Below are 13,680 nucleotides of genomic sequence, written 5' to 3'. Positions count from 1 at the left end.
CGCTGAATTACAGTAAAATCCGCTGGACAAGGTACGGTCTCAATGCCATTTACCCGTTTGAACCGCCGATTTTACTATATTTCTCCAATGGGAAGCAGGAAATGCTGGCGTCATGACGAAACCGAACAGTAGACGATTATTACGCTTACAAAGGAGAGTGCACAAAAGTGGCACAATGGAATATTGTCGTTGCCGGCTGCGGACAAATGGCCAACACATGGATTGAATATGTGCAGTCACGCTCTGACGCAGCTATTGTCGGTTTGGTGGATGTGCAGGCCGAAGCGTCGCTCTCGATGGCCGATAGACACGGCTTGAGCTGCGGGCTGTATTCCGATTTGAAGGAAGCAATCCGGCGCAGCGGAGCGAACTTGGTGTTCGATATTACGACGCCCAATGCGCATCGCAGCACTTCTGGAACGGCGCTGGAAATGGGCTGCCACGTCATGGCGGAGAAGCCGATCGCGGCCCATATGTCCGAAGCCTTGCAATTATCGAAGCTCGCCCGGCAGACACAGCGCTCGTTGGCCATTATGCAGAACCGGCGCTATCTTCGCTCCATTCGAGCCTACCGTGAACTGATTCGCACAGGGAAGATAGGTACGGTCGGGTTCGTTGGCGCCGACTTCTTCCTTGCTCCCCGTTTTGGCGGCTTCCGGGAAGAAATGGCGAGCCCGCTTATATTGGACATGTCGATACACACGTTCGACCAAGCCAGATTCATTACAGGAGCGGATCCTGTTACCGTCACTTGCCATGAGTGGAACCCGCCCGGCTCTTGGTACCGCGGCAATGCTGCAGCGATATGCACGTTCGAGATGAATGACGGCTCTGTGTTCAACTATCGCGGGTCGTGGTGCGCAGAAGGATTTCCAACCTCTTGGGAAGCATCGTGGCGCGTGGCAGGAAGCCAAGGGACCGCGATATGGGACGGCGATCGGATAGAAGCCGAATCTTTGGACAAGGACGGTCAGGCGAGCAGAACGCAAGGAAAGCACGATTGGAACGGGCAGGAGGGTCATTTCGGGTGTTTGGATGACATGTTCCTCGCGCTGGAGGAAGGGCGGCCGGCGGAGACGAATGCGGAAGATAATTTGAAAAGCATCGCGATGGTGTTCGGAGCGATCGAGAGCGCCAAGCTAGGCAAGAAGGTGCATATTCCGACGCTGTTGGCGCAGGGATTGAGTTGATGAGGCCTGTGGCATAGCCATCGGTTTCCGCCGCTCCCAACCTGAACATACCCGTCTGTTGGAATTGCTTGGTGCGCGCGAGCCTGCAAGCGAATGAGCATTTGGACGAAATGATGAAATGGAGGTACGAAGAATGAGTGATCATAATCAACAAATCCTGTTAGCGAGACGTCCGGAAGATGTACCAACAGAAGATATATTTGAATTTCGCGACACTCCCATTAACGAACTGGAAGAAGAACAGGTACTCGTAAAAACCCTCTACTTATCCGTTGATCCATACATGAGAGGGCGGATGAATGCTGGAAAGTCTTATGTTGAACCCTACGCTGTAAATGAACCTATTTCAGGAGCTATAATTGGCGAAATCGTTGAATCCCGTTCGAAAGAATTGAAGGTTGGGGATAAGGTGCAAGGCTTTTTATATTGGCAGCTTTACAATGGCGTTAACGCCTCAGCCGTTCGTAAGCTGGAAAATACGAATGTTCCATTGTCTGCTTATTTGAGTGTATTAGGCATGACGGGATTAACTGCTTATTTTGGCTTGCTTGATATAGGCCAACCGAAAGAAGGAGAAACGGTCGTTGTTTCAGCAGCTGCAGGGGCTGTAGGTTCCATCGTTGGTCAAATCGCCAAAATCAAAGGAGCCAGAGTCGTCGGCATTGCAGGTACAGATGAAAAGATCGCATATTTGGAAAATGATCTTGGTTTTGATAAGGGGATTAATTATAAAACAACAACTGATTTACAAAAAGCGCTTGAAGAAGCATGTCCCGATGGGGTCGATATCTATTTCGATAATGTTGGCGGCAAAATTTCCGATGCGGTGCTAAGTTTACTAAATGATTTTGCCCGTATCCCGTTATGCGGCGCAATTTCATCCTATAATTCGAAGGGAAATGAAGATCTCGGCCCTCGAATGCAGCCAAAACTGTTAAAGACACGCTCTCTAATAAAAGGTTTCATTGTCAGTGATTATAGAGAACGTTTTGATGAAGGGCATCAAGAACTCGCTGACTGGTTATCTCAAGGTAAACTCCAATACGAAGAAACTATTACAGACGGCTTTGAAAACGTGCCGCAAGCTTTTCTTAATTTGTTTACAGGCAAAAATCTGGGTAAGCAACTTGTGAAAGTAAGCGATCCATCAAATCGGGATAGGTAAAAAACCCGATCTTAGGCGTTGACAAGACAATGGTCTAGCCCCATAGGAGGACCGCCTCACACAAAAGAAAGGCTCCGCTGATGACCCCCCCTGCGGGGTACATCTTGCAGAGCCTTTTACCATATACATGAGGTGATTGGCGGATTATTCGAACAGAGCCAGAAATTCTCCGTAGCCTTCTTGTTCCAGATCTTCTTTGCGAATGAAGCGGAGGGCGGCTGAGTTAATACAATAACGCAATCCATTCGGACCGGGCCCGTCGTCAAAGACGTGGCCGAGATGGGAGTCGCCGTAACGGCTGCGGACCTCCCTTCGGACCATCCCGTGCGACAGGTCAAGCTGTTCCTCGACATGATGCGAACGAAGCGGCTTCGTAAAGCTTGGCCAGCCGCAGCCTGAATCGAATTTTTCCTTCGAACTGAACAAAGGTTCGCCGGATACGATATCTACATAGATGCCTTCGGCTTTATGGTCCCAAAATTCATTTTGAAAAGGCGGCTCTGTTCCGCTGTTTTGCGTGACGTGATATTGCATCGAATTCAATGTATCTTTCAGTCGGAACTTGTCTTTCGCTTGGACTCCCCAATGGGAAGAGATAAATGCATCTCGCCCGGACCCTTTGCGGTAGCGCTTGTAATGAGCAGGGTTTTTCGTATGATAGTCTTGATGATGCTCTTCGGCAGGATAGAATGTTCCAGCAGGCGCAATTTCAGTGGCAATCGGCTTGTCGAAGCGGCCGCTCTGTTCCAATTCACGCTTGGATTGCTCCGCCTTTTGGCGCTGCTCCTCCGTATGGTAGAATATCGCCGTCCGATACGATGAACCGCGATCATGGAACTGCCCGCCCTCATCGGTAGGGTCGATTTGTTGCCAAAAGATTTCAAGCAGCTTCTCATAGGGGAACAGCTTCGGTTCAAACGTTATTTGCACGGCTTCCGCATGTCCGGTCTTATCGGTGCATACTTCTTCGTATGTAGGACAGTCGGTATGGCCGCCTGTATAGCCTGAAATGATGGAGTGGATGCCAGGAAGCTCTTCGAACGGTGTTACCATACACCAGAAGCAGCCGCCGGCAAAAGTCGCTTGCTCCAACGGGGCATGTTCATCATGAATACTCATATATAGGCTACCTCCTTTTCAATAAATTAATCATAACCAATTGTGCCCGATTGAACAACGGCTCAACCGCGCCATGAAAAGATGGGTGAAAATAAGGGTTGAACAATTTTTTATTCGATGTTATTATTAGTTCACCGAAAATGAATACTCCAAAGGGGAGTAGCTAGCACAGTACAAGTCGTCATTACGGGATCCGTTTCCTTAGCGGTCCTCGGCTGTACTGGCAACGTATAGCGTTGTTTGCGAGACCTTTGCCACGATTGTAACGTTGGTGAAGGTCTCTTTTGATCTGAGCGCCGTTACCTCGTGGTAACGGCGCTTCATGTTTTTCGCGTCTGTAATACATACTAATGACAAGGGGGATGTGGCTGATGGAATTATTCTCATTAGAGTTCTGGACGGCGTTGCTGTCCATTGTTGTTATCGATTTGGTGCTTGCTGGCGATAACGCAATTGTCATCGGTCTGGCGGCTCGGAATTTACCGAAGCAAGACCAGAAAAAAGTAATTATTTGGGGGACAGTCGGCGCCGTAATCATTCGCGCGTTGGCGACCTTAGGGGTCGTGTGGCTCCTGAAAATACCGTTCCTGCTCGTAGTTGGAGGCGCCGTTCTTATCTGGATTGCCATCAAGCTTATGGTGGAAGAGAAGGAGCATAACGTGCAGGCCGGTTCAAGCTTTTGGGCCGCCGTCCGGACGATTATTATCGCCGATGCGGCGATGGGTCTGGACAACGTATTGGCCGTTGCCGGAGCGGCGGGCGGACACGGCGGGCTTGTCGTCTTGGGGCTAGCGATCTCTGTGCCAATCGTCGTATGGGGAAGCACGATCGTATTGAAGTTCATTGAGCGCTATCCGGTTATTATTGTCATCGGATCTGCGGTTCTTGCTTGGACATCTTCCAAAATGTTCGTTGGGGAATTCCAAAAATTCCCGTCGATTGCCCCTTACTTTGAGAATCCGTTCATCAAATACGGATTCGAGCTTCTCGTCGTCGTCCTGGTCGTTGCTGCCGGGCTAATTATCAAGCGCAACCGCAAGCAGAAGCAGCAGTTGCCGGACAATTCCGACGACATGCGTCAACGGGCGCAATAAACAAGCAAGCATAGCAAAGAAAGCAGAGCATGCACACCCGTGCAGCGCAAACTGCAATGAGCCCTAGAAGTCGTTCTAGTGGCTCATTTATTTATGTATATGCCGTATATGACACACAAGTTACTGTTTTTGCAACCATATTGAATGGAGGACAAGCTCCCCCGCTGGACAATCCATTGCTGACAATGTGAAGAGCGCCCCTTACGGGCGCTCGGGCTGCGGGTTAACCCGGGATTTGTAATTCCTTTATTCTTATTTAAATGTTGGCAGCCAATTGCCATGTGCCTCAATCAGATCGTCGCACAAGGAGACGATCTCGTCGAGGCTTAGCTCTGCCGACGTGTGCGGATCAAGCATGGCTGCGTGATAGATATGCTCCTTTTTGCCTGTCAGTGCCGCTTCGATCGTAAGCAGCTGCGTATTGATATTGGTGCGATTCAACGCAGCGAGCTGTGGCGGCAGATCACCGACGTAAGCAGGCGTGATTCCGCTGCGGTCGACGAAGCACGGCACTTCCACGCACGCTTCCTTCGGCAGGTTCGTAATTAACCCTGTATTCATGACGTTGCCGCCGATCTTGAACGGTGCGCCCGTCTCCATCGCTTCGACCATATACGAAGCATATTCATGCGAACGCGCATGCTCCAGCTGCTGATTGTTCACGAGCTGCTCGCGCATGTCCTTCCATTGCTCGATCTGATTAACGCAGCGGCGCGGATATTCATCCAGCGGGATATTGAACTGCTCAATGAGTTCAGGGTACTGCTTTTTAATGAAATAAGGATGATATTCCGCATTGTGCTCGGAAGACTCCGTTACGTAATAGCCGAATTTGAACATCAATTCGAAGCGCACCATGTCATGATGCTTCACCTTCTGTTTCTCCTCGGCGCGGCGTTTTAATTCCGGATATAAATCCTCGCCGTCCTTGGTCACTTCCAGAAGCCAAGCCATATGGTTAATGCCGGCGATTTTCGCTTGCACGCCTTCCGTATCCATCTCCAAGCTGCGGAAGAGATGGGGCACACATGCTTGCACGCTGTGGCAGAGACCGACCGTGCGAACGCCGCCATATGTATTCATGACGTTCGTCAGAACCGCCATCGGATTCGTATAGTTGAGGAACCAAGCATCGGGACATACTTCTTGAATGTCCTGCGCAAAGTCAAGCATGACCGGAATGGTGCGCAGATTGCGGAAAATGCCGCCGATGCCCAACGTGTCTCCGATCGTTTGGCGCAGTCCATACTTCTTCGGAATTTCGAAGTCGGTAATCGTACATGGATCGTAGCCTCCGACTTGGATGGCATTGACGACATATTTGGCTCCGCGCAACGCTTCTTTGCGATCGTGATAAGCGACGACGCGGCACGTGCTGCCGGACATAGCGAGCAGATTGTTCAGCATCTGCTCCGAGTCGCGCAGCCGTTCATGATCGATATCGAACAGGGCGAGCTCGAATTGTTGCAATGCGGGAGTCAACATGCAATCGCCGAGCACGTTTTTGGCGAAAACGGTACTGCCCGCACCTAGAAAAGTAATTTTGCCCATGCTTCCTTCATCCTCTCTGCAGTGGAAATGCTCAACCAAATTTTGTTGAATATTCATATGGTCTGATGCAACATGGAATAAAATGCTGTACAATCAATGTAGCTGAAATTGGTGAAACTGTGTATGGGCAAAATGATTTTGAGTATGGAACATTGTAGCCAATAGAGGGAGGGGACGCTGTGGCTGAACGAGCGAGTATCGCCATCAATGAAGCTCCGTCTCGCGGTGAACTGACCGTCTTATTCAGTGGCCAATCGAATACGGAACCGGGGCATCGAATCGGTCCGACGGTGCACGACTATGGGATCGTCCATTGCGTATTGTCAGGCAAGGGGAAGTTTGCGATACGGGGACAGGAGTTTGAAGTAGGCGAAGGAGATAGCTTCTTTATCTTCCCGGGCGAATTGGTTTATTATGAGTCAAGTGGTCAGCATCCGTGGGAATATCGCTGGATTGGCTTTCGCGGCAATTATGCGGAGCAGATGCTTGCCAATATGGGCATTGGCCCGCATGTTCCCGTCCTGAGAGGCTATCGAAAGCACCGTGTGGAGGCTCTTTTCCGCAATGCAATGAAAGCGCTGCATCGGGGAGGGGAAGCAAGCGACATGGAAGCCGAAGGCTACTTCCGCGTGGCGCTGGCCGAATATGCGCGCGTGGCAAGCACCGGGAAAGGCGGCTCCAAAGGCGACCTGCGGACTGATATCGAACGTCAGGTGGAACAAGCGGCGCGTTGGCTTACGCTGCAGCATGACAAAGCGATATCCATTGATGAGCTGGCACATAGGTTAGGTTATCATCGGACATACTTGTCGAAGATGTTCCGCAAGCAGATGGGAGAGTCGCCGATGCAATTTTTGCTGCGGGTGCGGATGGAGCGTGCGAGAACGCTGCTGATGACGACTCAGCTGACGATCGAACAGATCGCTGCTTCAGTGGGCTACGAAGATGCGCTCTATTTTTCCAAGCTGTATAAAAAGTGGTACAACCGTGCTCCTTCCGCTCATCGCATCGAACTGCAGTCCCAGCAAATGACCGATTGCTCGTATCGTTGACACGCAACCTCAAATAGCCCCCTTATCGCCGAACGTCATCTGAATCCGGCAATACAGGGGGCTTCGAATTACAAGAGTGAAGCATATAGACATAGACAATTACAGTTAGCGCTCATACCAATAACCTTTAATTCCCTTATCAAGCCGCACCAACGCTTCCAGGTAGTAATAATCGCCCCAAATCGTGAAGTCGTCAGGACTGTGACCGAGCAGAACCGCATAAGAGCCATGCTCGATGAGGCCTTCCGCTTCCGGTTGATTCATCGTGGAATAGTTCGCGACAAGCGAGCGCAGCGAACGGTCAAGGCCCTCCTCGAAGAAGCCCCTGTCCGGATCATCCTGGGGCAGATGCTCCAGCAGCTCCAGCAGACCCGCCGCTACGATCGCCGACGCGGAGCTGTCCCGTTCCGTGTGTTCGTCTATCGCGGCATTGAAATCCCAGTAGGCTACATCGTCCTCGGGCAGCTCGCTTAAGAAGTAACGTGCCATGCGGCGGGACGTTTCCAAATATTGCGGTTCCTGTGTATAGCGATACGACAACGCAAACCCGTAGACGCCCCACGCCTGTCCCCGTGTCCAGGTAGAGCCGTTATGGTAGCCTTGGTGTGTCGAGCCCCCAATCGGAACTCCCGTATCCGGATCGAAGTGAAAGGTATGGTAGGAGGAATCGTCTCCACGGACTAAATATCGGCGGCTCCGTTCGGCGTGAATGCGCGCGGCTTCCGCATAACGCGGATTGCCGGTGGCATTGGAAGCCCAATACAAAAGCGGGAGGTTCATGAGACAATCGATAATGATGCGCCCGCCATTCTTAGGATCCCCCTTCGGCCCCCAAGCTTGGATGTATTGTCCTTGTTCCCGCCAGCGGTTCATCAGCTTATCCGCGGCTCGGAGCGTCAACTGCTTCGCCTCTTCATCCCCCTCAATGATCCACTGGGCTTTGGCTGACAAGGAATAGAGAAAGCCGATATCGTGATGGTCTAGCGCCACGTCGCGATCCAAGCGCTGCTTGAAGCTTTGGACGGTGTTGCGGGCTGCTTCAGCGAACGTTCCGTCTTGCGTATATTCATAGCACAGCCACAACATGCCGCTCCAAAATCCGTCAGTCCAGTCGGTATTATCATTCAGCAGGTAGGTTCCGTTCTCGCTTACATGAGGAAAGCGATCCCCAAAACGTTCGATATTCGCTTTCGTTTTTTGCACAGCGTCATGAATTGCGGCTGACCATACATTGTCCATTTCTCGTTCCTCCCCAAAGGTAGCCGTTGATTAACGATTCATCCAACCGCCATCAACGCATAAAATATGTCCATGCACATAGTTAGAGGCAGCAGAGGCCAAGAAGACGGCCGCACCGGCCAAATCTTCAGGCGTGCCCCAGCGGCCTGCGGGAATTCTGCCCAATATATCGGCGCTGCGCTTCGGATCATCGCGTAGCTGCTGCGTGTTGTCGGTAGCCATGTAGCCGGGAGCGATAGCATTGACGTTGACGCCTTTGCTTGCCCATTCATTGGCCAGCGCTTTCGTGATGCCGGCAATCCCGTGCTTTGCCGCCGTATAGCCAGGAACGTTAATCCCTCCTTGGAAGGAGAGCATGGAAGCAATGTTGATCATTTTTCCAGAGCCTTTTTGAATCATATGATTGCCGAAGGCCTGGCATAAGTAGAACACGGAATTCAGATTCAACTGCAGCACGTCATGCCAATCCTGCAGCGAATGCTCGGCTGCAGGGGTGCGGCGGATAATGCCCGCATTGTTGACCAGAATATCCGCGCTGCCATTGGCTGCGGCCACGCATGAGTTCACGACGTCGTTGATTCCGTCCAAATCCATTAGATCGGCCTGAATAAAAGTAACCTTCCGGCCAAGGGATTGCAGCTTCTCGGCCGCTTCCCCGCGCGGCCCGTTGCTCGTAATCAGAACCAGATCCGCCCCGGCTTGCGCAAGCCCGTAAGCGATGCCGAAACCCAAGCCGACCGCTCCTCCCGTAACTACCGCAGTGCGGCCGTGCAAATCGAACAATTGCATGATCCTTCCTCCTTGTGCATGACAATCTACAGCATTATCGATGCGCCTGCCGCCGCGTATTTCTGTTGAACGTCCGGCGGCAGCTGATGATCGGAAATGATGGCCGTCATTTCTTGCAGCGCAGCGAAGGTGAGCAGAGCCGACTTATCGAACTTTGTATAATCCGCAACCCCATATGTCCGCTTCGCCGTGTCAATCCATGCGCGCTTCAATTCATACAGCTCGCTTGTATAGATCGTCAAACCATTTTCGATATGAATGCCAGTAGCGGAAATAAAAGCTTTCTGAATATTCAATTTGCGTATTAACTGGACTGCTTCGCTGCTGACGAGCAGATTCCGATTGCGGTATCCGCCGGGCACGACAAGCCGGATATCGGGCTTGCGCGTCAACTCGGCGATAATAAATAAATCGTTCGTTATGACGGTAATCGGCGCATTGTCCAATCGCTTCGCCATTTCCAAGGTCGTGCTTCCGCCATCAAGCGCAATGATGTCATCCGGCTCTATGAGGCGTACGGCTTTCTCGGCAATTTCTGCTTTTTCGTCCAGATGCTGCCGATTCGGCGCTTGCACCGGCAGCAGTCCGAGGTCGGACATATGTTTCAACACGGCTCCGCCGTGAACCCGGGTAAGCAAGCCTTGCTCTTCCAGCAGCTCAAGGTCAGCGCGTATCGTCTTGCCGGTAACCTGCAGCTGCTCGCTGAGCTCGTTTACTTTGACTTCGCCTTGTTGAATGAGAAGTTCCATGATCTGTTGATGGCGTTTTACGTTCGACATGCTACATCAGATCCTTCATGGCTACCATATCCATATCTTCAAAGGTCTGATTCTCGCCGGCCATGGCCCATATAAACGTATAATTGCCCGTGCCTACGCCGCTATGAATCGACCAACTCGGGGAGATGGCGACCTGCTCGTTGCGGACGACCAGATGCCGCGTCTCTTGCGGCTCTCCCATGAAGTGGAAGACAAGTCCGTCTTCCGGCATATCGAAATAGAAATAGACTTCGGAGCGGCGGTCGTGAGTATGGCAAGGCATTGTGTTCCACATGTTGCTCGGCTTCAGCAGCGTCATGCCGAGCATGAGCTGGCAGCTTTGGATGCCGCCCTTGTGGATATATTTATAAATGGTGCGCTCGTTAGACGAAGACAAGCTGCCGAGATGCTGCGGCGTGGCTTCGGCAATCGGCAGCAGCACGGTCGGATAGGTCTTGTGGGCCGGTGTGGAGATGAAGTAGAAGCGTGCCGGATTCGCGGCATCCCGGCTAGCGAATGTTACATCGCGGCTTCCCATGCCGATGTATAGGCAATCGCGCGGCTCCACGGCATATTCCGTTCCGTCAACGGTGACGATGCCGGCTGCGCCGACGTTGATGATGCCGATTTCGCGGCGTTCCAGCACATAATCGGCGCCGATTTCCCGTGAATCCGCTTCCAAATTCAGCGTGGCTGACGTCGGCAGCGCGCCGCCAATTATATAACGATCGACGTGGCTGTACACCATCTGAACCTCGTTCTCCACGAACAGCTTCTCAATGAGGAACTCTTTTCTCAGACGCTCCGTATCATAGCCTTTCGCGCTTTCCGGATGACTTGCGTGACGCATTTCCATGGTATGATTCCTCCTATGAATGAATGATTGGGTAATCTTGCCTGATGGACTCTATTATAGCTCAATGTTCATTTAAGTTCAATTAAATGTTTATATAGGTTTGTTTTAGTTGCAAAATAGGTGGAATTGAACATTAGTATGCACGGGAATAGACACCGAAATATGCGTGAAATGGACATTGGATATGTTAAAAAACCCCTATCTCGCTCAGCAAAAAGCCAAGCAGGACAGGGGATGAGAGTTCCTCTACAATAGGAAGTACAGGGCAGCTATTACTGCCGCTGACAGCACGATGAACATAACGATGTTCATCATGTCCCGATTAATGACCTTCATATCCGTCTTCAATCCCGAAGAATGCTTGCCCTGCTTCTTCGTAAGTTCATGCTGTTCCTGTTCATTGATCTGGTTCATATGGAAATGCTTCCTCCTCGTAACTATCGTTGTTTACTGCCGCAACAGTGAGACAGTGAGACGGTATACATCCCGATTAGCGAACGACGTACTTGGAGGTAAACTTCAAGGGCATGAGAAAGATGCTGCGAAGCAGAAGGCGGAAAGGCACATCGAATAAATATTTGGGAACGATATTCCGGATTAGGAGAATATACAGGTAAATAAAGAATAGAACAGCCCATTGCATGAACGTATGAATTTTCACGATATAGTGATGCGGAATCGCGACCACTGTCTCGTAATGCAGCGCATGGGCGTATGCCGCCTCCGCGCTTGGTTGTCCGATCGGATCTGCCGACAGCGCCGGCAGGAGGGAGGAACAGAGCAGCATGAGCGCGCAAATGATGATGACGGCGCAGCGGGGCAAGCGGCCGTTCGTATGTGTGAGCATCGCGTTCCTCCCTTTCATCCCGAATGGCATGCACGTCTTCGTGCACACAGATACTTAGAGCCTATCACAACTAGAGAAGGGGTACAATCCCTATCGTTTTCGCGTGCTGCGGATCCATATACCCGGTCGATACAGCTTCGTTACTTATCTCAGGATATTGGGAAGATGTTACTCTCTCCGTTCGGCCTTTCCAATCAACCTCCCCTTCAGTCAGTATCAGGTAGTCCCGCAGCGCCCAAGTGCTCTAAGGTGTGGTCAAGGGGGGATGAGATAGGGGGAGGGAACTTTCAACTGCAAATATACATTTGAGAGTTCCTCTTTTGCTTCTTCCGTTAAGCTGTACTGCAATCGTGCAGTTCATTTTCATATCATCGCATAAATAATGGGAATTCCCTCGTTTTGAACTGCACATTTGCATTTCAAATGCCAAAAAGGGCGGTATTTCGCAAAAACAACTGCACATTTCAGACTGTTGAAAAAAGCCGTGTTTTTCGGTGCATAATGCATCAATATGATACAATATCAGTAATTAATTTGATGAGAGGCGTGTGGTGATCTTGTTGAATAGCAAGCAGTCCGAAAACAAAGCTCATAATGAAATGGAACTTATTTGTATGGATTTATTGGTACCTCAAGATCACCTGCTACGCCTTATCGACAAACATGTGGATTTCTCTTTTATCAGGGAGAAAGTTCGGCCTTACTATAGCGAAACCAAGGGACGACCGGCCTTAGACCCCGTTGTCTTATTTAAAATGATGCTCATCGGATATTTGTACGGCATACGCTCTGAACGTCAATTGGAGCAAGAAATCATTCCGAATGCTGCTTATCGCTGGTTCCTTGGCCTGCGTTTCTCCGATCGCGTCCCCGATCACTCGACGATCAGTTGGAACCGGAATAATCGGTTTAAAGATACGAATCTCTTTCAAGAGATTTTTGATGAAATGGTACATCTAGCGATCAACCATAAGATGGTGGATGGTCGTCTCTTGGTGACCGATTCGACTCATATTCGAGCCAACGCTAACAATAATCGCTACACGATGCAGGTTCTCGAAGAGACCCCTCATGACTATCTAAAAGAATTAGAGAAGGCCATCAACGAGGATCGAGAGAGCCACGGAAAAAAGCCCCTTCCTCCCCGGAAGCCTTCCGGGGAGGAAAAACCACGTAAAGTAAGTCAAACCGATCCCGAGTGCGGACTGATGAAACGAAGCGGTAAACCGGAGGCATTCTGTTATCTCGACCATCGCACCGTCGACCATAAATATAACATTATCACCGATGTCCATGTGACACCTGGCCATGTTAATGACGCTGCCGTCTACGTGGAACGCCTCAAACGACAAATCCAAACCTTTGCATTTCAATCAACGCTGGAAGCCGTGGCGCTGGATTCGGGGTACATGACGCCTTACATATGCGATCAGACGCTAAAGCTAGAGATCGCTGCGGCTATCGCGGAACGCAATGCTCCAACGCCCCCTGATATTTTTCCGAAGAAACAGTTTATCTACCATGCGGAAGAAAATGGCTACCTGTGTCCTGCAGGAAAAATGCTAATGTATACGACTACCAATCGACAAGGGTATCGGGAATACACGTCAAATGCCCAGGAGTGTGCAAACTGCCCCCTGCTCAATCAGTGTACGAAATCGGCCAACCACCAACGTAAGATCGAACGACATATATGGGAAGAGAGTAAAGAGAAGGTCGCTCAGTACCGGAAAACCCATTCCGGAGAGGCGGCCTATAAGTTGCGTCCTCAAACGATAGAACGAAGCTTTGCAGATGCAAAAGAGCTTCATGGATATCGTCGCTGCAAGTTCCGCGGGAGAGCTAAAACGCAGGAACAAGCTTTCATGACCGCAATAGCCCAGAATGTAAAAAAGATTGCCAGGTACCTGGCCCAAAAGGTCGGACGTGGGCAGAAGCAAAAGACCCCACCTGTTCTTTTAACCAAATTAAGGAACTTTTCGAAACCTTTAGCTCTAAATTCTGCCGCTTAAACCGATTT

The 13,680-nt window shown here is 50.6% G+C and carries 13 protein-coding genes; 5 read left to right on the top strand and 8 right to left on the bottom strand.

Annotated elements, in window-relative coordinates:
• Nucleotides 1-167: 167 nt before the first annotated feature.
• Nucleotides 168-1,190 carry a Gfo/Idh/MocA family oxidoreductase gene (locus JSQ80_RS00945; RefSeq protein WP_206093997.1) on the top strand — a complete coding sequence of 341 codons (1,023 nt, stop codon included), beginning with the start codon at nucleotides 168-170 and terminating at the stop codon, nucleotides 1,188-1,190.
• Nucleotides 1,191-1,323: 133 nt separating this feature from the next.
• Nucleotides 1,324-2,355, top strand: a complete 1,032-nt coding sequence (locus tag JSQ80_RS00940) for an NADP-dependent oxidoreductase (protein WP_206093996.1) — start codon at nucleotides 1,324-1,326, stop codon at nucleotides 2,353-2,355.
• A gap of 144 nt (nucleotides 2,356-2,499) precedes the next feature.
• Here the strand turns inward: JSQ80_RS00940 and msrA are convergent, their stop codons facing one another.
• A complete protein-coding gene (gene msrA, locus JSQ80_RS00935) occupies nucleotides 2,500-3,474 on the bottom strand; it encodes a peptide-methionine (S)-S-oxide reductase MsrA (protein ID WP_206093995.1) in 975 nt (324 codons plus the stop codon).
• Nucleotides 3,475-3,845: 371 nt separating this feature from the next.
• Here msrA and JSQ80_RS00930 point away from each other — a divergent pair, with 371 nt between their 5' ends.
• Complete coding sequence (locus JSQ80_RS00930; RefSeq protein WP_087433656.1) at nucleotides 3,846-4,568, top strand: TerC family protein; 723 nt, start codon at nucleotides 3,846-3,848, stop codon at nucleotides 4,566-4,568.
• Nucleotides 4,569-4,820: 252 nt separating this feature from the next.
• Here JSQ80_RS00930 and melA read toward each other — a convergent pair whose 3' ends face one another.
• Complete coding sequence (gene melA / locus JSQ80_RS00925; RefSeq protein ID WP_206093994.1) at nucleotides 4,821-6,119, bottom strand: alpha-glucosidase/alpha-galactosidase; 1,299 nt, start codon at nucleotides 6,117-6,119, stop codon at nucleotides 4,821-4,823.
• 179 nt (nucleotides 6,120-6,298) lie between these two features.
• On the opposite strand from melA, the gene JSQ80_RS00920 reads away from it, so the two are divergent.
• A complete protein-coding gene (locus JSQ80_RS00920) occupies nucleotides 6,299-7,171 on the top strand; it encodes an AraC family transcriptional regulator (RefSeq protein WP_087433658.1) in 873 nt (290 codons plus the stop codon).
• Between the two features lie 105 nt (nucleotides 7,172-7,276).
• Here JSQ80_RS00920 and JSQ80_RS00915 read toward each other — a convergent pair whose 3' ends face one another.
• From JSQ80_RS00915 to JSQ80_RS00890, 6 genes are all read right to left on the bottom strand, one after another.
• Nucleotides 7,277-8,410 (bottom strand): glycoside hydrolase family 88 protein, encoded by a 1,134-nt coding sequence (locus JSQ80_RS00915; RefSeq protein WP_206093993.1) that lies wholly within the window; start codon nucleotides 8,408-8,410, stop codon nucleotides 7,277-7,279.
• Between the two features lie 30 nt (nucleotides 8,411-8,440).
• Nucleotides 8,441-9,199: a 2-dehydro-3-deoxy-D-gluconate 5-dehydrogenase KduD gene (gene kduD, locus JSQ80_RS00910; protein ID WP_240463437.1), complete on the bottom strand. Its 759-nt coding sequence runs from the start codon at nucleotides 9,197-9,199 to the stop codon at nucleotides 8,441-8,443.
• A gap of 26 nt (nucleotides 9,200-9,225) precedes the next feature.
• On the bottom strand, nucleotides 9,226-9,978 hold the full coding sequence (locus tag JSQ80_RS00905) for a DeoR/GlpR family DNA-binding transcription regulator (RefSeq protein WP_206093992.1): 753 nt from the start codon (nucleotides 9,976-9,978) through the stop codon (nucleotides 9,226-9,228).
• A 1-nt stretch (nucleotide 9,979) separates the two neighbouring features.
• Nucleotides 9,980-10,813 carry a 5-dehydro-4-deoxy-D-glucuronate isomerase gene (kduI, locus tag JSQ80_RS00900; RefSeq protein ID WP_206093991.1) on the bottom strand — a complete coding sequence of 278 codons (834 nt, stop codon included), beginning with the start codon at nucleotides 10,811-10,813 and terminating at the stop codon, nucleotides 9,980-9,982.
• 246 nt (nucleotides 10,814-11,059) lie between these two features.
• Complete coding sequence (locus JSQ80_RS00895; protein WP_176392822.1) at nucleotides 11,060-11,227, bottom strand: hypothetical protein; 168 nt, start codon at nucleotides 11,225-11,227, stop codon at nucleotides 11,060-11,062.
• Nucleotides 11,228-11,303: 76 nt separating this feature from the next.
• Nucleotides 11,304-11,660 carry a hypothetical protein gene (locus JSQ80_RS00890; protein ID WP_087433663.1) on the bottom strand — a complete coding sequence of 119 codons (357 nt, stop codon included), beginning with the start codon at nucleotides 11,658-11,660 and terminating at the stop codon, nucleotides 11,304-11,306.
• Nucleotides 11,661-12,217: 557 nt separating this feature from the next.
• On the opposite strand from JSQ80_RS00890, the gene JSQ80_RS00885 reads away from it, so the two are divergent.
• Nucleotides 12,218-13,672: an IS1182 family transposase gene (locus JSQ80_RS00885; RefSeq protein ID WP_418888885.1), complete on the top strand. Its 1,455-nt coding sequence runs from the start codon at nucleotides 12,218-12,220 to the stop codon at nucleotides 13,670-13,672.
• Nucleotides 13,673-13,680 lie beyond the last annotated feature (8 nt).

Source organism: Paenibacillus apiarius, assembly GCF_017052585.1.
Lineage (GTDB): Bacteria > Bacillota > Bacilli > Paenibacillales > Paenibacillaceae > Paenibacillus_B > Paenibacillus_B apiarius.
Note: the sequence above shows the minus strand (reverse complement) of the source record. Positions and strands in the feature narration are given on the sequence as shown.

Excerpts from the sequence above, each read along its gene's own strand:
- JSQ80_RS00890 (WP_087433663.1), bottom strand. The coding sequence starts at position 11,660 with ATGCTCACACATACGAACGGCCGCTTGCCCCGCTGCGCCGTCATCATC.
- JSQ80_RS00915 (WP_206093993.1), bottom strand. The coding sequence starts at position 8,410 with ATGGACAATGTATGGTCAGCCGCAATTCATGACGCTGTGCAAAAAACG.
- JSQ80_RS00895 (WP_176392822.1), bottom strand. The coding sequence starts at position 11,227 with ATGAACCAGATCAATGAACAGGAACAGCATGAACTTACGAAGAAGCAG.
- JSQ80_RS00940 (WP_206093996.1), top strand. The coding sequence starts at position 1,324 with ATGAGTGATCATAATCAACAAATCCTGTTAGCGAGACGTCCGGAAGAT.
- kduI (WP_206093991.1), bottom strand. The coding sequence starts at position 10,813 with ATGGAAATGCGTCACGCAAGTCATCCGGAAAGCGCGAAAGGCTATGAT.
- kduD (WP_240463437.1), bottom strand. The coding sequence starts at position 9,199 with ATGCAATTGTTCGATTTGCACGGCCGCACTGCGGTAGTTACGGGAGGA.
- melA (WP_206093994.1), bottom strand. The coding sequence starts at position 6,119 with ATGGGCAAAATTACTTTTCTAGGTGCGGGCAGTACCGTTTTCGCCAAA.
- msrA (WP_206093995.1), bottom strand. The coding sequence starts at position 3,474 with ATGAGTATTCATGATGAACATGCCCCGTTGGAGCAAGCGACTTTTGCC.
- JSQ80_RS00905 (WP_206093992.1), bottom strand. The coding sequence starts at position 9,978 with ATGTCGAACGTAAAACGCCATCAACAGATCATGGAACTTCTCATTCAA.
- JSQ80_RS00930 (WP_087433656.1), top strand. The coding sequence starts at position 3,846 with ATGGAATTATTCTCATTAGAGTTCTGGACGGCGTTGCTGTCCATTGTT.